The organism is Mycobacterium sp., from assembly GCF_035603715.1.
Taxonomy (GTDB): domain Bacteria; phylum Actinomycetota; class Actinomycetes; order Mycobacteriales; family Mycobacteriaceae; genus Mycobacterium.
The window spans coordinates 1-16,184 of record NZ_DATNJW010000111.1 but is presented as its reverse complement, the minus strand read 5'-3'; the positions used below and the strand labels follow the sequence as shown (position 1 = coordinate 16,184).

The 16,184-nt window shown below is 65.7% G+C and carries 22 protein-coding genes and 1 tRNA gene; 12 read left to right on the top strand and 11 right to left on the bottom strand.

Annotated elements, in window-relative coordinates; genetic code table 11:
* Positions 1-13: 13 nt before the first annotated feature.
* The 4 genes from VN856_RS04980 (at position 14) to VN856_RS04965 (ending at position 2,198) form a co-directional block, all read left to right on the top strand.
* Positions 14-793 (top strand): DUF732 domain-containing protein, encoded by a 780-nt coding sequence (locus VN856_RS04980; protein WP_325686738.1) that lies wholly within the window; start codon positions 14-16, stop codon positions 791-793.
* Between the two features lie 63 nt (positions 794-856).
* Positions 857-1,237, top strand: a complete 381-nt coding sequence (locus VN856_RS04975) for a hypothetical protein (RefSeq protein WP_325686736.1) — start codon at positions 857-859, stop codon at positions 1,235-1,237.
* 100 nt (positions 1,238-1,337) lie between these two features.
* On the top strand, positions 1,338-1,637 hold the full coding sequence (gene usfY, locus VN856_RS04970) for a protein UsfY (RefSeq protein WP_325686734.1): 300 nt from the start codon (positions 1,338-1,340) through the stop codon (positions 1,635-1,637).
* A 6-nt stretch (positions 1,638-1,643) separates the two neighbouring features.
* Positions 1,644-2,198: a DoxX family protein gene (locus VN856_RS04965; protein ID WP_325686732.1), complete on the top strand. Its 555-nt coding sequence runs from the start codon at positions 1,644-1,646 to the stop codon at positions 2,196-2,198.
* Here VN856_RS04965 and VN856_RS04960 read toward each other — a convergent pair.
* Positions 2,173-2,865: a dienelactone hydrolase family protein gene (locus VN856_RS04960; protein WP_325686730.1), complete on the bottom strand. Its 693-nt coding sequence runs from the start codon at positions 2,863-2,865 to the stop codon at positions 2,173-2,175. The genes VN856_RS04965 and VN856_RS04960 overlap by 26 nt on opposite strands.
* A 235-nt stretch (positions 2,866-3,100) precedes the next feature.
* Between VN856_RS04960 and VN856_RS04955 the strand changes: the two genes are divergently transcribed.
* Positions 3,101-3,292: a hypothetical protein gene (locus VN856_RS04955; protein ID WP_325686728.1), complete on the top strand. Its 192-nt coding sequence runs from the start codon at positions 3,101-3,103 to the stop codon at positions 3,290-3,292.
* 510 nt (positions 3,293-3,802) lie between these two features.
* Complete coding sequence (locus VN856_RS04950) at positions 3,803-4,081, top strand: GlsB/YeaQ/YmgE family stress response membrane protein (RefSeq protein WP_325686726.1); 279 nt, start codon at positions 3,803-3,805, stop codon at positions 4,079-4,081.
* Positions 4,082-4,214: 133 nt separating this feature from the next.
* On the opposite strand, the gene VN856_RS04945 is transcribed toward VN856_RS04950, so the two are convergent.
* The 3 genes from VN856_RS04945 to VN856_RS04935 all read right to left on the bottom strand — a co-directional run bounded on the left by VN856_RS04945 (position 4,215) and on the right by VN856_RS04935 (position 5,302).
* Positions 4,215-4,305, bottom strand: a tRNA-Ser gene (locus VN856_RS04945).
* A gap of 29 nt (positions 4,306-4,334) precedes the next feature.
* Positions 4,335-4,793 (bottom strand): nucleoside deaminase, encoded by a 459-nt coding sequence (locus VN856_RS04940; protein WP_325686724.1) that lies wholly within the window; start codon positions 4,791-4,793, stop codon positions 4,335-4,337.
* Positions 4,790-5,302 carry a tRNA adenosine deaminase-associated protein gene (locus tag VN856_RS04935; protein WP_325686722.1) on the bottom strand — a complete coding sequence of 171 codons (513 nt, stop codon included), beginning with the start codon at positions 5,300-5,302 and terminating at the stop codon, positions 4,790-4,792. The genes VN856_RS04940 and VN856_RS04935 overlap by 4 nt, the downstream gene beginning before the upstream one ends.
* Before the next feature lie 119 nt (positions 5,303-5,421).
* Here VN856_RS04935 and VN856_RS04930 point away from each other — a divergent pair, with 119 nt between their 5' ends.
* A complete protein-coding gene (locus VN856_RS04930; RefSeq protein ID WP_325686774.1) occupies positions 5,422-6,366 on the top strand; it encodes a prephenate dehydrogenase in 945 nt (314 codons plus the stop codon).
* Here the strand turns inward: VN856_RS04930 and VN856_RS04925 are convergent.
* The 5 genes from VN856_RS04925 to VN856_RS04905 are packed head-to-tail and all read right to left on the bottom strand — an operon-like array spanning position 6,329 to position 10,379.
* Positions 6,329-6,889: a putative glycolipid-binding domain-containing protein gene (locus tag VN856_RS04925; RefSeq protein ID WP_325686772.1), complete on the bottom strand. Its 561-nt coding sequence runs from the start codon at positions 6,887-6,889 to the stop codon at positions 6,329-6,331. The two genes, VN856_RS04930 and VN856_RS04925, sit on opposite strands and share 38 nt — an antisense overlap.
* Before the next feature lie 41 nt (positions 6,890-6,930).
* Positions 6,931-7,653: an ABC transporter permease gene (locus tag VN856_RS04920; protein ID WP_325686720.1), complete on the bottom strand. Its 723-nt coding sequence runs from the start codon at positions 7,651-7,653 to the stop codon at positions 6,931-6,933.
* On the bottom strand, positions 7,650-8,333 hold the full coding sequence (locus VN856_RS04915; RefSeq protein ID WP_325686718.1) for an ABC transporter permease: 684 nt from the start codon (positions 8,331-8,333) through the stop codon (positions 7,650-7,652). The genes VN856_RS04920 and VN856_RS04915 overlap by 4 nt, the downstream gene beginning before the upstream one ends.
* Positions 8,334-8,335: 2 nt before the next feature.
* Positions 8,336-9,433 (bottom strand): ABC transporter ATP-binding protein, encoded by a 1,098-nt coding sequence (locus tag VN856_RS04910; protein WP_325686770.1) that lies wholly within the window; start codon positions 9,431-9,433, stop codon positions 8,336-8,338.
* Between the two features lie 4 nt (positions 9,434-9,437).
* Complete coding sequence (locus VN856_RS04905; protein ID WP_325686716.1) at positions 9,438-10,379, bottom strand: ABC transporter substrate-binding protein; 942 nt, start codon at positions 10,377-10,379, stop codon at positions 9,438-9,440.
* Between the two features lie 77 nt (positions 10,380-10,456).
* On the opposite strand from VN856_RS04905, the gene VN856_RS04900 reads away from it, so the two are divergent.
* Positions 10,457-10,813 carry a LapA family protein gene (locus VN856_RS04900; RefSeq protein ID WP_325686714.1) on the top strand — a complete coding sequence of 119 codons (357 nt, stop codon included), beginning with the start codon at positions 10,457-10,459 and terminating at the stop codon, positions 10,811-10,813.
* A 1-nt stretch (position 10,814) separates the two neighbouring features.
* Here the strand turns inward: VN856_RS04900 and VN856_RS04895 are convergent, their stop codons facing one another.
* A complete protein-coding gene (locus VN856_RS04895) occupies positions 10,815-11,849 on the bottom strand; it encodes a phosphotransferase family protein (protein WP_325686712.1) in 1,035 nt (344 codons plus the stop codon).
* Positions 11,850-11,861: 12 nt separating this feature from the next.
* Positions 11,862-12,482, bottom strand: a complete 621-nt coding sequence (locus VN856_RS04890; RefSeq protein WP_325686710.1) for a histidine phosphatase family protein — start codon at positions 12,480-12,482, stop codon at positions 11,862-11,864.
* A gap of 82 nt (positions 12,483-12,564) precedes the next feature.
* On the opposite strand from VN856_RS04890, the gene VN856_RS04885 reads away from it, so the two are divergent.
* The 4 genes from VN856_RS04885 to VN856_RS04870 all read left to right on the top strand — a co-directional run.
* Positions 12,565-13,578, top strand: coding sequence for a phosphotransferase family protein (locus VN856_RS04885; RefSeq protein WP_325686708.1), 1,014 nt, complete (start codon positions 12,565-12,567; stop codon positions 13,576-13,578).
* On the top strand, positions 13,575-14,339 hold the full coding sequence (locus tag VN856_RS04880) for an SDR family NAD(P)-dependent oxidoreductase (protein WP_325686706.1): 765 nt from the start codon (positions 13,575-13,577) through the stop codon (positions 14,337-14,339). Before VN856_RS04885 ends, VN856_RS04880 begins: the two co-directional genes overlap by 4 nt.
* A gap of 18 nt (positions 14,340-14,357) precedes the next feature.
* The gene (locus VN856_RS04875) at positions 14,358-15,641 is read left to right on the top strand and encodes an acyl-CoA dehydrogenase family protein (RefSeq protein ID WP_325686704.1); all 1,284 of its coding nucleotides are present in this window, start codon (positions 14,358-14,360) and stop codon (positions 15,639-15,641) included.
* The coding region (locus VN856_RS04870) for a helix-turn-helix domain-containing protein (RefSeq protein WP_325686702.1) at positions 15,631-16,184 on the top strand (554 nt) is incomplete at its 3' end. The genes VN856_RS04875 and VN856_RS04870, both read left to right, overlap by 11 nt.

Below are 16,184 nucleotides of genomic sequence, written 5' to 3'. Positions count from 1 at the left end.
CTAAGCTCAGGAGATGCGCGATCGCGAGACGATCGACTCCGAATTGAGGCGCGTGGCGGCCGAGCTGCGCTCCATCCGCGAGCGCGGCGGACGTCCGTCCAGCCGCCAACTCGACGCGCTTCTCGACGAGCGCCTGGGCCATCCCGCGGATGCGCAGTGTGACCTCGCAATTCTCGACGAAATCTGTTTGCCCGCGGACGAAGCCGACAATCGCCCGCCTCCCAGACGGCGGAGTCTGCTGCTGCGCTTGGCGCTGCGCACTGCGATCCCGCTGTCGCTCATCACCATCGCCGCCGTCGTCGCCGTGATGTTCGCCCTTCACCATCGCCGCCACACGCCCCAGCCGACGGCAACCCCGCCGCCCGATGCGCAGGCCAGCCCGGCGGCTCAGGCACCGGCGCCATTCATGCCGGCGCCTAAGCCTGTTTCGCAAACCGACATCGCGGAGAAGGCGTTGATTGACACGTTGCAACGCGAGGGCATGCCGGTTCCCAGCCACGACTACGTCACCACCCAGGGCCACGCGGTGTGCGATTTCCTAGGACGACAACCCAACGTCGCCGACGCGGCGCACTTCGTGCAGCAGTCGACCGTTTGGGATGCCAGTCAAAGCGCCGATTTCGTCACCGCTGCGGTCATCACTTACTGCCCGCAGTTCGAATCGACGGCCTCGGACCAGGCGCGGCAGACCTACCAGAAGTCGCTCACCAACCTGCAGACCATCGAAGGTGATCTGCAGGGGATCAACAACAACCTGCAAGACATCCGGGACGGCCTGCACGGCGGCAGCTGACTCGTTCGGGCGGCTCGGTAATCGGTCTTTCATGAGCACAGCCCCAGACCTACGCTTAGTGCCATGAGGCAAATCCTGTTTCGTGCCGTTCTGCTTCTGGCATGGTGGGCGATCGGACTACTGGTGGCCGCGTGGGTTATTCCGGGAGTTTCGTTGTCGGCGTCGGGGTTCGTTGTCGGCGTAGTGGTGTTCTCGGTAGGGCAAGCGGCGCTGTCTTTGTTGTGCTTGAAGTTGCCCCATGGGTATGCGTCGCTGCTCCTTGGGGGCACCGGCCTGGCATTGACCGTTTTCGCGTTGATCCTCGCCACGGCAACGACGCACGGACTCACCGTTCGCGGCATGGCGTCCTGGGTGGCCACCACCCTTGTGGTGTGGCTGGTGACCACGATCGGGGCAGTTTCACTGCCCGAGTTGTTAGGCCACCAAGGCGCTGGCCCGGCCTGACCAAACCGATGCGCCGTCGAACCGCGCAGAATTCGGCAATTCGGTGAGTGCGCTGGGTAGTAGCATTTATTAATCTCGTCCGACGACGGAGGGAGACGTGATGGGCGACACTCATCACGATCCGACGGATCATTCTCGGACCACGCAACCACACGCCGGTATCGCCATGAAGGACAACTTCTTCTGGCCGGGGTTGATCTTGCTGGCCGTGTCGGCATTCGGGATGATCTGCACGGCGGCAGCCGCCGCCTACCGACGTTACGAATGGCTCACCACCACGGTGCTCATCGCCGTGCTCGGAGCGGTCGCCGGCGCGCTATGGATCGTCGTGGAGAACCGCCGGGTGACCCACATCGAGAAGCAGTGGCACGCCGCGAACCCTGACGCTCAGTTGCGCTAGGTATCGATGGCCGGCGAATCACGCGTCGTTGCAGCGCGTTTCGGCCAGGCTTACCGTCACATCACCGACGCACTGGACAACCTCAGCTGGCTGCCGAACCTCGTGCTGCGGATCACTGTCGGGTTCATGTTCTTCAGCGGCGCGGTGATCAAGCTCGATGATCTGGGGAAGTTCACCGCGATGTTTGTCCGCCTGGGCATTCCCGCGGCACATGTGCTCGCCCCGATTACGGCCGTGGTGGAACTTGTTGGTGGTGCGGCGCTGATGCTGGGTCTCGGCACTCGGCTGGTATCTCTGATCCTGGCGGGGGACATGGTCGGCGCGTTGATCACCGACATCGGCCCGAATCTGGCGGAGAAATATCCGGCTCTGTGGGACTTCCTGAGCAACTTGTTCTATGCCCCGGAGTGGCTGCTGGTAGGGCTGCTGCTGTGGTTGCTATGTGTCGGAGCCGGCAAGGCCAGCTTGGACGAGTTGGCCGCTCGACGTCTGGCGGTGCTGACCACCGCGGACTCAGCTGTCGAAGCGAACGCGCTTACAAGTGTTCGCCGAAAAACGTGAAGACGCGGTCCCATGCGTCGTCGGCGCTGGCCTGGTCGTAGCCGAATCCGACAATGCGTAGCAGAGGTGCAGCGGGGTACGGATTGGCGAATGAGTGCCCGGCGTCGTCGTAGATCTTGACGTCGTGGGGGATCCTTCGGTCGGTCAGTTCTTTTTCCAGACTGGGACCGGCTCCCGGCAGCACGGGATCGCGGCGGCCGAAACTGGCTACCACGGGACATGCTCCGTCGAGAATTTCGTCGTAGCGATCAGCCGGAAAAGACGGGTAGAAGGGCGCAGCGGCGTCAAAGCCATGCGTCGCCATGACCAGCGCGAACCCCCCACCCATGCAAAAACCTAAGATCCCAACCTTGCCGCTGCACCGTGGGTCGGCGACGAGCCAATTGCGGCTCGCGTGCACGTCGTCAAACGCGCGGCCGGACAAGCTTCTGAGTTCACGGACGACTCGGGCCACACACCGAATCGGGCCACCGCGGGAATAGAGGTTCGGCGCAATCACGAGGTGTCCGGCGTCGGCGACGCGCCCGATGATCCCCGGTAGTCCCCCGCTGGTGGCTGAGACCATGTCATGCACAACCACCACGCCCGGCCAGGGGCCGCGTCCATCCGGGACGGCGACCACGGCATCGAAGGGACCCTCAGGTGTCGCGAGCTGAATACGCTCCACGGATACTCCTTCAACTGTGCGCGATACGAACAAACAGCATGCCGACGGCAAACCTCAAGCCAGCATGCCGACCATGTACGCGCTGTCCACCCATAGTTCTTTCATTACCGTGTCGCCTTGTGCCAGTTCGGAGGGAGCCGGCAGTCGCGTCAGGAAACCGTCAAGAAATGCGGTTTTCCCGTCCGGGATTCGTCCTGTTCTGATATTTGCCCCTGCGGGCCGCGTTGTGAGTTACATGATCAACAAAACGATAGTTACGTCCATCGCTGTCGCCACGATTGCCTTGGCGGCTCCGGCCCACGCCGACAACGGCAAAACGGTGTGCCCTTCGATAGGCAACGGCATCACCCACGCCCAGGAGCACTGCCTGCAAGCCCCCACTGCCTACAACGGCCACCTGCTCCCTCGCGGTTTCGGCAAACCGTAAGGGCCACGCGATTTTCCGAGGAACGATCAATCTGACCCAGAAACCGCCGGTTGTCGATCACTTCCGGATCTCAGTGCGTGTTCAGTGTTTTGTGGCCAAGCGGTGGCGCGGGTGGGCTTGGCGGTTATTGGTCGGGCGTCGGGGTCGAGATCGCCTTCCGCGATGAAGGTCAAACTTCCAGTGCCGTAACTGGTTCCGCTGACCGAGTGCAGCGCGATCTCCACCGGCTGTATCCGGTGAATGGGCCTTGCTTTCGTCCCGTCCGGCAAGACGACCTCGGCCGCATCAGCCTGCGGCCCGGAGCCGGCGCAGGTCTCGAGTGACGGCATGTCCTAGCCAAGCTCGCGAGCTCATCCGTTCCAGAGTCCGCCGTCCTCCCGGTCGGAGGTGGATGAAGTCCAGGCAGTGGAGTTTGAGGTTTGGAATTCCGCTCACGCGGTATCCGAAACTGCCGCCACCCGGCGGCGGCCGGGCGATCCTGCCGTCATTCGTTGTTAGAGGAGTCTCGTCGTGGTTCTGCACATCATCTGGTTGATCATTCTCGGTCTCGTCGTCGGCCTGATCGCGCGAGCTATCGTCCCAGGCAGACAGCCCATAGGTTGGATCGGGACCGCGGTGCTCGGCATAGTCGGCGCATACGTCGGCGGCACATTGGGCAGCGTCGTTTTCCCGCCGCACCAGTTCGATATCCACCCACCGATCAAGCACGCGTTTCTGGGCGCATTGGTCGGCGCGGTGCTGTTGTTGTGGATATTCAAGCTCGTCACTTCACGTACACGGACCTTGTAGGGGCGCCGCCGGTCTGCTTTGCCGCGTGCCGGAACGTGTGCCGCTTGTGATTCGTCGCGGAGCGCTGCGGGACTGTCGGAAGTCCGGCGTACATGGTTGCGGCAAGTCACGTGCGGTAACAGGCGTATAGCTTTGGCGGTGGCGGAGGGATTTGAACCCTCGGACGGGGGTTACCCGTCACACGCTTTCGAGGCGTGCTCCTTAGGCCGCTCGGACACGCCACCGCCGGAGAGCTTACCCAACAGCGGCTCGGCTATCCCAATCGCTGCCGGGCGAAGAAGGTCTCCAGCAGGCCGGCGCACTCCTCGGCCAGCACGCCGCCACGCACATCCGGACGATGGTTGAGCCGGCGATCGCGGACCACGTCCCACAGCGAGCCCACCGCGCCCGTCTTGGGCTCCCAGGCCCCGAACACCAGCCGGTCGACCCGCGCCATCACCAGCGCGCCCGCGCACATCGTGCACGGCTCGAGCGTCACCGCCAGCGTCGCACCGGCCAGCCGCCACCCGTCGCCAAGCACCCGCGCGGCCGCCCGAATGGCCAGGACCTCGGCGTGTGCGGTCGGATCCCCCAGGGCCTCACGCGCATTCACCGCGCGGGCCAGCTCGGTTCCGTCGGCCGCCACGACCACGGCACCGACCGGGACGTCGCGGGGATCCGCGGTCGCGGCAACCGCCAACGCAGCGCGGATCAGATTTTCGTCGGAGCTCACCGACCGAGGCGCTCGAGCACCGACGACAGCTCATCGGCAAAGCCCATCTCGCGCGCGATACGGCCCAGCTGCTCGTCGGCGTACAGATCGGTCTCGTCGAGAATGACGCTGAGCACGGCCTCAGGCAGCCCCACATCGGACAGCAACCCGAGATCACCCTCTTCGAAGGGTTCGGCGTCTTCAAGATCTTCCGGATCGATGTCGGCGTCCAGGTTGTCCAGTACCTCGGCGGCGATGTCGTAATCCAGCGCCGCGGTCGCATCCGAAAGCAGCAGCCGGGTGCCCGACGGCGCGGGCCGCACGATCACGAAGAATTCGTCGTCGACGTCGAGAAGGCCGAAAACTGCTCCCGCGCTGCGTAATTCACGCAGCTCGGTCTCGGCGTCGCCCAAGCTGGCCAGCGCCTTGGGCCCCATCGCCGAGCAGCGCCATTTGCCCTCTTCACGCACGACAGCCACACCGAATCCGTCCGGAGTGTCCGCCTGCGCGGAAGCCCGCTGTGCTCCCATGGGCGCCTACGCTAGTCGCGTAAGGGCCCGTTGACCAGCAAATCGGGGTCGCGCCGAGCGCTATAGCCCGGTAGGAATTCGTATGGATATGCCAACCTTGACGGGTGGCGAAGACACCGGTGTGCGTGCTGGGCCTGGGACTGATCGGCGGCTCGATTTTGCGCGCCGCCTCGGCTGCCGGTCGTGAGGCCTTCGGCTACAACCGCTCGGTCGAGGGAGCTCAGGCCGCCCGCTTCGACGGCTTCGACGCCACCACCGATCTCACCAAGGCGCTGACCCAGGCTGCCGATCTGGAAGCGCTGATCGTCCTGGCCGTGCCGATGCCGGCGTTGCCGACCCTTTTGACCCATATCAGCCACGCCGCCCCCGACTGCCCGCTGACCGACGTCACCAGCGTCAAGGGCGCGGTACTCGATGCGGTGACCGCGGCGGGCCTGCAGGCACGCTTCGTCGGGGGACACCCGATGACGGGCACGGCGCACTCGGGGTGGGAGGCCGGGCATGCCCGGCTTTTCACCGGTGCACCCTGGGTGATCAGCGTTGACGACCATGTGGACCCGGCGGTATGGACGACGGTGATGGAGTTGGCGCTGGACTGCGGGTCGTTCCTGGTGCCTGCCCGCTCCGACGAGCACGACGCCGCCGCGGCAGCCATCTCGCATCTGCCGCACCTGCTGGCCGAGGCGCTGGCTGTTACCGCGGCCGAGGTGCCCTTGGCGTTTGCACTGGCCGCGGGGTCTTTCCGGGACGGCACCCGGGTGGCGGGCAGCGCACCGGATCTGGTGCGGGCCATGTGCGAAGCCAATGCAAGCCAGCTGCTGACGCGGGTGGATCGGGCCATCGAGCTACTGAGCGAAGCACGAAACTCGCTGGCGCACAACGACTCCGTCGCCGAGCTCGTCGAGGGCGGGCATGCGGCCCGCGCACGCTACGACAGCTTTTCGCGACCGGAGATCTTCGCCGTGTTCGTCGGCGCCGAGAATTGGCGCCAGGAGCTGGCTGCCGCCGGCCGCGCCGGCGGGGTGATCAGATCCGCTCTGCCAAGCCTGGGTAGTCCACGATGAACCCGTCGGCGTCGACGGTGAGCGTGGTGTCCGACACCGGTGAGTGCACCTTGATTCCCTCGCCGGAGCCGGCGGCGGCGCTGCTGTAGCTGATCGCCGCCGAAGCGACGGTCATGTCCGGCAGCGTCACGTAGATCGTCGGCACCGTGATCGAGTCGGCCCGCTCGTTGAGGCCGGCCCGGCGGATCGGCAGCGCGTTGAAGAACGGACTGAACACCACGTCGACATCCAGCGCACCTTGGTAGGCGGCGCGGGACTCGCCCTGGTGGTCGGTGACCATCCACATGTTCTCTTCGTCACGGGCGACGACGAGCTGCCGTTCCCGTTCGGCCAGTGTGACCGTCATGCCCAGTCGCTTGGTCGCACCGGTTTCGTCGGTCAGCAGGTCGTAGTAGGCAGCGAATGCCGGGTTGGTGTCGGCCTCGGCGGCAACAATGCGGCCGTTGGCTTTAATTCGCTTGCCGGACAACTGCACTCGCACCGACTCCATGCGCCTGGCATCGTGTGAACGCCAAGTCAGCATCGTCGACCGGGAACTGCTCGTCGCATCTGCGGGGGCTGGGCTCACGCGTCTACGTTAGGCGACGGCTGCAGAGATTTCGACGTTTGGTGATGTGGGATTGGGCGCAGTCGGCCGGTACCGGGCACTGATGCCCACACCGCAAATGCCAACACGCCGTCGAGGATCAGAGCCAGTGCGACGACCATCAGCGCGCCGACCAGTGCGATGTGGAACTGACGCACCTTGATGCCATCAATCAGGTAACGGCCCAGCCCGCCCAGGCTGGCGTAGGCCGCGACGGTCGCGGTGGCGACGACTTGCAGCGTCGCGGTCCGCAGCCCACCCACGATCAGCGGCAGCGCATTGGGCACCTCGACCCGAAAAAGCACCTGCAACTCGCTCATGCCCATCGCACGCGCGGCGTCGACCACCGTGCGGTCCACCGCCGCCAACCCGGCGTAGGTACCCGCCAGCAGTGGCGGAATCCCCAGCAGCATCAGCGCGACGATCGGCGGCACCAAGCCCAGGCCCCACAGCAGCACGGCCAGTAGCAGCACCCCCAGGGTCGGCAGCGCGCGCAGCGCGTTGACCAGGCTGACCACCAGAAGCGTGCCCCGTCCGGTATGGCCGACGATCAGCCCGAGCGGAATGGCGACCAGCGCCGAAACCGCCACGGCCGCCGCGGTGTATTCCAGATGCTCCAGCGTCCGGGCCGCCAGCCCGACCGGACCCGCCCAGTTCTCCGCGGTGAACAGGTAGGACAGTGCCTGGCCGACAAAGTTCATCGCGACCCGCCCACCACCGGGGCCGTCAGCAGCCGGCGGCCGGGGCGCGTGACCCGGACCCACGGCGTGGCGACCCGGCCGGCGAACATCAGTACGACATCGATGATGACCGCCAAAACGAAGATGGCGACGATCCCGGCCACGATCTGGTCGCTCTTGTTTGCCTGGTAACCCTCGGTGAACCAGGTGCCCAGGCCCCCGATGCCGATCACCGCGCCCACCGAGACCATCGAAATGTTGGTCACTACCACCACCCGCAGACCAGCGACCAGCACCGGGATAGACAGTGGCAGTTCGACTTTGACCAACCTGGCGATCGGCTGGTAACCGACCGCAGTCGCCGCGTCGCGTACCGGCAGCGGTACCGCATCCAACGCCTCGAACACCTCCCGCACCAGCAGCGCCGTGGTGTACAGCGTCAGCGCGACGATGACGTTCGCCTCATCAAGGATGCGGGTCGGAATCACCAGCGGCAGCACCACGAACAGCGCCAGCGACGGGATGGTGAACACCGCACTGGCAGCGACGGTCGTCAGCCGTCGCAGCGCCGTGGTGTGCCAGGCCAACACGCCCCAGGGCAACGCGATCGCCAGACCAGCCAACACTGGCACCAGCGACAGCCTCAGGTGAATCACGGTGAGCGCCCACGCCGTCGGAAGGTGGTTGAGCAAGTAGTGCACGGTTAATCCCGCCGATGAGAATCCAAGGCGGCCAACACATCAGCGGCTCGCACTCCACCGGTGACCTTGCCCGCCTGGTCGACGGCCACACCCATCGCCGCCGGGGACGACAACGCGGCGTCCAACGCCTGGCTCAGGTTGGCGTCGGGCCGGAACACCGACCCGACCGACGTCACGCTGTCACGCAGCGACGCACCACCGCGATGCTTCCGCACTCCGGCGGCGTCGATCCAGCCCAATGGTGTGCCGTCGGGCTTGACCACCAGTGCCCAGCCGTCGCGGAGTTGCGCCTCGCCCACGGCGGCGGGGTCGGTAATGGTGGTGATGTCGTGGGTCGGCAGGCTCGTCGCATCCAAGAACTGCAGCCAGCGGTAGCCACGACCGGCCCCGATGATCCTGGCCACGAAATCGTTGGCGGGACGCGACAGCAAATGGGCCGGCTCGTCGTACTGCTGCAGCACACCGCCGCGGCCGAATACCGCCACGCGGTCGGCGAGCCGGATCGCCTCGTCGATATCGTGCGTGACGAACACGATGGTTTTGTGTAAATCGGCTTGCAGCCGCAGTATTTCACGCTGTAGCTCGAAGCGGACCAGGCCGTCGACGGCCGAAAAGGGCTCGTCCATCAACAGAATCGGCGGATCGGCCGCCAGCGCGCGCGCCACACCGACCCGCTGCTGCTCGCCGCCGGACAGCTGCGCGGGATAGCGGGCGGCCAGCTTCGCATCCAGGCCCACTCGCTCCAGCACGGTGTAGGCGGCCTTGCGCGCCGCACGCCGCGGCTGACCTTTGAGCACCGGCACCGTCGCGACGTTGTCGATCACCCGTTGGTGCGGCATCAGGCCGGCGCCCTGGATCACGTAGCCGATGCCGAGGCGCAGCCGCACCGGGTCGACGCCCGCGATGTCGGCGCCGTCTACGACGACGGTTCCCGACGTCGGCTCGGCCATCCGGTTGATCATCCGCATCGACGTCGTCTTGCCGCACCCGGACGGGCCCACGAAGACCGTCAGCGTTCCCCGGGGCACTTCCAGGTTCAGCCGGTCGATGGCGACAGTTCCATCCGGATAGACCTTGTGCACGTCATGGAAGCTGATCAACGCCTCAACCCCCGATCGGATGGTCGAAGCCGTTGTCACGCAACCAGTTCCGGGCAGCCTGATCTGGGTCGATACCCGCATTGCCGGCCACCGAAGCGTTGAGGTCGGCGACCCCGCGGCTGGTCAGCTTGGCCGACACCGCGTCCAGCACGTCTTTGAGCTTGTCGGTCTTCTTCTGCGAATTCACCAGCGGCACAATGTTTCCAGCCGGGAAGTTGTGCAGCGGATCTTCGAGGGCCACCAACCGGTGCTGCAGAATGGCCGGTGAAGTGCTGAAGATATTGGCCGCGTTGACCTTCCCCTCCTCGAGGGTACGAACGGTGACGGCACCGCCGTCGTCGCTGATCGCCACGAAGTTTCCGGGTGCGATGTCGAGCCCGTACCGCTGCCTGAGCCCACTCAGACCCGAGGGCCGGGCCAGAAAGTCCGACGGCGCGGCGAATCTCACCTCCGGTGAATGCGGGGCCAGGTCCCCGATCGTCTTCAGGTTCCATTTCGCTGCGGTGTCGGCGGTGACCGTGACGGTGTCGGTGTCGCATGCCGGCGACGGCGTCAGGATGGACAGGTCGCCGGGCAGCCGTTTGTACAGTTCCAGTTCGATGTCGTCGAGCATGGTCACGGTGGCGCGCGGTTCAAAGTAGGACAGCAGATTGCCGACGTACTCGGGCACCAAGTCGATCGAATGGTCCTTCAGCGCAGGGACATACGTCTCGCGGCTGCCGATACCCATTTCCCGGCCGACGTTGAAGCCGTTGGCCTGCAATGCCTGTGCGTAGATTTCGGCGAGGATTTTCGATTCCGGAAAACCGGCGGACCCGACCACGATCGAGTTCACGTTGGTCGATGCCCCACCAAGCGGGTTCGCGCTGCCACAGGATGTGACGGTGAAGCACACCACCGTCAGGCACACCGCGACGCGGTGCACGTGCCGACGCAGCATGCTCATAGCAACCGACACTAGCGTTGCACGCTTTTCCCGGTGGTTCGGTTCACTTCAGACCGGAAAAGGGTAAAGATAACAGCATGAGCAGCGATTCGTCTGTATCACCTGAACAGCCGCCAGAGGCACCCTCGCCGATCCCGGATACTGGGCCGCCACCAGAATCAGCGGTCAAGTTCACCCGCACTGCCAGCGTCTGGTCGTCTCTGATCGTTGGATTCCTGATCCTGATCGTGCTGCTGATCTTCATCACCCAAAACCTGTCCGATGCACCGGTCACCTTCCTCGGCTGGCACTACACCCTGCCGTTGGGAGTGCAGCTGCTGCTGGCCGCAATATGCGGCGGGCTGGTCACCGTGGCGGCCGGTACCGCGCGGATCTTCCAGTTGCGGCGCGCCGCGAAGAAGAACCTCGCCGCCGGCCTGGTCGCCGGCCGATAGATCAGCTGCTCCGCAACTCGGTCAGCCCGCGGGCGATCAGCGGCGCCACCGTCTCACCGACCCGGTCGGACGCGTCCACGTCGTCCGCCCCGCCCGACATCCGCCGGCGGAAGTCGATGCCGGCGGCGATGATGGCCAGCTTGAAATAGGCCAGCGCCATATAGAAGTTCCAGTGCGCCAACGGCTGTCCGGAGATCACCGAGTACCGGTGCGCCAGCTCGTCGGCAACCGGCAATTGCGGCGACGTCCAGGCGGCGTGCGCGTTGATGATCAAGTCGAGCGACGGGTCACGGTACACGCACATCAGCGCCGCATCGCTGATTGGATCGCCCAGCGTGGAAAGCTCCCAGTCGACCACGGCACGCACCTGCGACGGGTCGTCGGAATCGAGGATGGTGTTGTCGATCCGGTAGTCGCCGTGCACGATTGACGTCCGGCTCTGCGGTGGAAGGGCGTCCTGCAGGGCCGCATGCAGTCGCGCAACGTCGGCGTCGCGGTCGTCATCGGGCAAGTGGATGAGTTCCCATTGCGATCCCCAGCGCCGGACCTGGCGCTCCAAATATCCGCTTGGCTTGCCGAAGTCGCCGAGTCCGACCGCGGCCGGATCGACCGCGTGCAGGTCGGCCAGCACCTTGATCAACGCGTTGACGCAGCCCTCGATGACGGGTTGGCCGCCCAATGCCTCGAGTTCGGCGCGGCTGCGCACCACTTGGCCGGCAACGTATTCGACCATCTGGAACGGCGCACCCAGCACCGACGCGTCGTTACACAGCGTGACCGCGCGGGCCACCGGGACCGGGGTATCGGCCAACCCGGCGACCACCGTGTACTCCCGCGCCATGTCGTGCGCCGACGGCGTCAGCCCATGCAGCGGCGGGCGGCGCAACACCCACTTCGACGCGTCGTCGGCCACCATAAAGGTCAGGTTGGAGCGGCCGCCGGAGATCAGTTCCGCGGTCAGTTCCCCGTCACGGCCGACGCCGACCGAACGCAGATGCTTGTCCAGCGCGGAGAGGTCGAGCCCGTCGAGAGTCACCCGACCTGTCTATCACCGCCGGTTCCGCGGCAGCAGATCCCATACGTGTTCGGTGCCGTTCACCGTCACCACGCTGGCCTGACCGGACCGGGAGAACAGCAGCCGGGTCACCGAGACGTAGTCGATGGGAAACGACAGCACCCGCCTGGTTCCCAGGATCTCGTGCAGGACGACGTTGATCACGCCGCCGTGGCTGAACACCGCGACGGTGTCGTCGTGTTCGGCGGTAGCGGCGACGTTGTCGATGGCCGCCCGCACCCGCGCCCGAAACGCGTCTTCGTCGACCGAGCTGGGCAGGTGTCCCTCGGCCATCCGGGCCCACTCCTGCGGGTTCTCCGCACGAATCTGCTCGATCGGGATGTACACCGGCAGATCGCGGTCGTATTCGGCGAACCGGTCGTCGATTTCGACGTCCAGCCCGCGCGCGGCGGCGACCGGTTCCGCGGTCTGGAACGCGCGCCGCTGCGGACTGCTCACCAGGCGGGTGATCGGAAATCGGGCCAGCGCATCGGGCAGCCGCGCTGCTTGCGCACGCCCCTCGTCGGCCAGGTCGGGGTCGGCGCCTTGGCCCCTTCCTTCGGGATCCGGGCCGCTGCGGAGCGGCAACGCATGCCGGACCAGAAGCAACTGCATCCGCACAGCTTTTCACGCGCGGTGACGGCCTTGTCATCTCGGCGGAGAATGCTATTCTCCGCATGGAGATTGGAGTGTGCGGATGCTGGATGCAGATGTACTCGGGCGCTGGCTGGACGCGAGCGACGCTCCCGGTGCCGGAGAAGACACTGTCCTCGAACAGCTTTCCGGAGGCTCGCAGAACACGCTGTACCTGATTCAGCGCGGCGACCATCGGATGGTGCTGCGGATGCCCGGCGCCCGTGCCGACGCGGCCCGCATCGACGGACTGCTGCGCGAGATCCGACTGGTCCGCGCGTTGGGCGGGACCGATGTGCCGCATGCCGAGCTGATCGCCGCCAACGACGCCGGTGATCTGCTCGGCATGCCGTTCTACGTGATGCAGGCGATCGACGGCTGGAGTCCGATGGACGGCGGCTGGGAGGCGCCGTTCGACAACGATTTGGACGCGCGGCGCGGCCTGGCGTTCGAGCTTGTCGAGGGTGCGGCCAAGCTGGGCCGGGTGGATTGGCAGGCGCAAGGGCTGGACGGATTCGGCCGACCGGACGGCTTCCACGAACGGCAAGTCGGCCGGTGGCTGGCCTTCCTGGACAGCTACAAGGTGCGCGACCTTCCCGGTCTCGACGACGCCGCAGATTGGTTGCGCCGCAACCGGCCCGCGCGCTACACGCCGGGCATCATGCACGGCGACTATCAGTTCGCCAACGTCATGTTCGCGCACGGCGGGCCGGCCCGACTCGCAGCGATCGTGGACTGGGAGATGACCACAGTCGGCGACCCGCTGCTCGACCTGGCCTGGTGCCTGCTCGGCTACGACGGCGAAAACCCCCGCGAGGACGGGTTTTATCTGGACATGAAGGGCATGCCGACCCGCAGCGAGCTGCTCGAGCGTTACGAGAAGGTCAGCGGTCTGTCCACCGAGAACATCGACTACTACCTGGTGCTGGCAAACTGGAAGCTCGGCATCGTGCTGGAAAAGACCTACGCTGCGGGAGTGCGCAGCGGCAAGGTCGACGCCAAGATCCAGGACGCGTTCGGGGCGATGGTCCCCCAGCTGATCGCCACCGCGGCCCAATTGGCAGGTTCACTGAAATGAGCTACGCCGAGCAGCTTTTCGATCTGACCGGCCAGACCATCCTGATCACCGGGGGCAGCCGCGGCCTGGGCCGGGAAATGGCGTTCGGCGTCGCACGATGCGGCGCCGACGTGGTGATCGCGAGCCGGAAGATGGAGAACTGCGTCACCGTCGCCGAACAGATAGAAAGCGAGACCGGTCGCGCTGCGATGCCGTACCAAGTGCACGTCGGCCGCTGGGATGAGCTCGACGGCCTCGTCGAGGCCAGCTACGAACGGTTCGGCAAGATCGACACGTTGATCAACAACGCGGGTATGTCACCGGTGTACGACAAGCTGACCGACGTCACCGAGAAGCTGTTCGACGCGGTGGTCAATCTCAACCTCAAGGGCCCGTTCCGGTTGTCCGCGTTGGTCGGTGAGCGGATGGTGGCGGCCGGTCGTGGCTCGATCATCAATGTCAGCACAGCGGGCTCGCTGCGCCCGGCGCCCGACATCATCCCCTACGCGTCCGCGAAGGCCGGACTCAACGCGATGACCGAAGGATTCGCGCGCGCACTCGGGCCGAAGGTCCGGGTCAACACCTTGATGGCCGGCCCCTTCCTCACCGACGTCAGCAAGTCGTGGAATCTGGGCCAGTCCGCGCACAATCCGTTCGGCGGCCTGTCGCTGCAGCGCGCCGGTGATCCCACCGAAATCGTCGGCGCCGCATTGTTTTTGGCCTCGGACGCCTCCAGCTTCACCACCGGCTCGATTGTGCGGGCCGACGGTGGAATCCCCTGACGCATAGGAGTAATCGAAATGGCATGGGACTTCTCTACCGAACCCGAGTTCGCGAAAAAGCTCGACTGGATCCGCGAGTTCGTCCGCGAAGAGGTCGAGCCGCTGGAGGTGTTGTTCCCCGGCTGTGAGTTCCTGCCGCTGAACGACGAGCGGCGCAGAATCGTCGACCCGCTCAAACAACAGGTCCGCGACCAAGGGCTGTGGGCGCCGCACCTCGGTCCCGAACTCGGCGGACAGGGCTTCGGTGCGGTCAAGTTGACGCTGATCAACGAGATCCTGGGCCGCAGCCCGTGGGCTCCGATCGTGTTCGGAACCCAGGCACCCGACACCGGCAACGCGGAGATCATCGCGCGCTTCGGCACCCAGGGCCAGAAGGACCGCTATCTTTCCGGGCTGCTGTCCGGTGAGATCTTTTCCTGCTTCTCGATGACCGAGCCACAGGGCGGAGCCGACCCGCGGGTCTTCACCACCCGCGCTGTCCGTGATGGCGACGACTGGGTGATCACCGGGCGAAAGTACTTCTCCAGCAACGCATCCGTCGCCTCCTTCTTCATCGTTGTCGCGATCACCAATCCCGACGTTGCGGTGCATCACGGCGCCTCGACATTCCTGATCCCGGCCGACACCCCGGGCCTCAAGATCGAGGCGAACCACCACCTGGTCGGCGCCGACCCCCACGAGCCCGGCCACTCGCTGGTCCACTACGACGACGTGCGGGTGCCGCACAGTGCGTTGCTCGGCGAGGCGGGCCAGGGCTTCCTGATCTTGCAAACCCGGCTGGCCGGTGGCCGGCTGCATCACGCGATGCGCTCGATCGGGATGGCGCAGCGCACCGTCGAGATGATGGCCCGCCGCGCGAAAAGCCGCTTCACGCAAGGTACTTTGCTGGCCGACAAGCAATTGGTACAGCAGTTCGTCGCCGACTCCTATACCGAGCTGGCGCCCTTCCGGTTGACCGTGTTGCACGCCGCGTGGCTGATCGACAGCGGCGACGAGCACGGTGCCCGCGCGGAGATCGCGACGTGCAAGATTCTGGCGTCCCAGGTGCTGAAATCGATTGCACTGCGGGCAATTCAGGTGCACGGCGCGCTCGGGCTCACCGATCAGATGCCGCTGGTCAACGTTCTGCTGGGCGGAATCGCGCTCGGCCTTGCCGATGGGCCGACTGAGGCACACAAGGTCAACCTGGCCCGGATGCTGCTCAAGAACGTCGAAGCCGAGAGCGGGGAGTGGCCCAGCGAGATGCTGGACGTCCGCCGCGAGGCGGTTCGCGCCAAATACGGTGAGCCCATTGCCCACTAGCCCAGCCAGCGGTAGCCGGGTCAGCGCAGCCGTCGAGCGTGCGCTCGACGACCGTCAGCGGGAGGCTACCGAGGAAGTCGAACGCATCCTGGCCGCCGCCGTTCGGGTGATGGAACGGGTGGCGCCCGAACCGCCGCGGGTCAGCGACATCGTCACCGAGGCGGGATCGTCGAACAAGGCGTTCTACCGCTACTTCGCCGGCAAAGACGACGTGATTCTCGCGGTGATGGAGCGGGGCGTCGCCATCGTCGTCTCCTACTTGCAGCACCAGATGACCAAAGAGCGCAAGCCGGCCGGTCAGGTGCGGCGCTGGATCGAGGGCGCCCTTGCCCAAGTGGCCGACCCGCACCTGATCAGCATGAGTCGCGCTGCGGCGGGCCAGGTTTCGGCCACTACCGACTGGCGGGCCGCGGACGATGCGATCATGCGGCCGATGCGCGACCTGCTGATCGAACCGATCGCCGCACTCGGCAGCAATGATGCTCAGCGCGACGCCGACGTTGTTTTCCTGTGTACGGTGTCGGCCATGCGCCGCTATCTGGA

Coding starts and splice junctions, on each gene's coding strand:
- VN856_RS04980 (WP_325686738.1), top strand. CDS start 14: ATGCGCGATCGCGAGACGATCGACTCCGAATTGAGGCGCGTGGCGGCC.
- VN856_RS04975 (WP_325686736.1), top strand. CDS start 857: ATGAGGCAAATCCTGTTTCGTGCCGTTCTGCTTCTGGCATGGTGGGCG.
- usfY (WP_325686734.1), top strand. CDS start 1,338: ATGGGCGACACTCATCACGATCCGACGGATCATTCTCGGACCACGCAA.
- VN856_RS04965 (WP_325686732.1), top strand. CDS start 1,644: ATGGCCGGCGAATCACGCGTCGTTGCAGCGCGTTTCGGCCAGGCTTAC.
- VN856_RS04955 (WP_325686728.1), top strand. CDS start 3,101: ATGATCAACAAAACGATAGTTACGTCCATCGCTGTCGCCACGATTGCC.
- VN856_RS04935 (WP_325686722.1), bottom strand. CDS start 5,302: ATGGGAGCACAGCGGGCTTCCGCGCAGGCGGACACTCCGGACGGATTC.
- VN856_RS04925 (WP_325686772.1), bottom strand. CDS start 6,889: ATGCTGACTTGGCGTTCACACGATGCCAGGCGCATGGAGTCGGTGCGA.
- VN856_RS04920 (WP_325686720.1), bottom strand. CDS start 7,653: ATGAACTTTGTCGGCCAGGCACTGTCCTACCTGTTCACCGCGGAGAAC.
- VN856_RS04905 (WP_325686716.1), bottom strand. CDS start 10,379: ATGAGCATGCTGCGTCGGCACGTGCACCGCGTCGCGGTGTGCCTGACG.
- VN856_RS04900 (WP_325686714.1), top strand. CDS start 10,457: ATGAGCAGCGATTCGTCTGTATCACCTGAACAGCCGCCAGAGGCACCC.
- VN856_RS04890 (WP_325686710.1), bottom strand. CDS start 12,482: ATGCAGTTGCTTCTGGTCCGGCATGCGTTGCCGCTCCGCAGCGGCCCG.
- VN856_RS04885 (WP_325686708.1), top strand. CDS start 12,565: ATGCTGGATGCAGATGTACTCGGGCGCTGGCTGGACGCGAGCGACGCT.
- VN856_RS04880 (WP_325686706.1), top strand. CDS start 13,575: ATGAGCTACGCCGAGCAGCTTTTCGATCTGACCGGCCAGACCATCCTG.
- VN856_RS04875 (WP_325686704.1), top strand. CDS start 14,358: ATGGCATGGGACTTCTCTACCGAACCCGAGTTCGCGAAAAAGCTCGAC.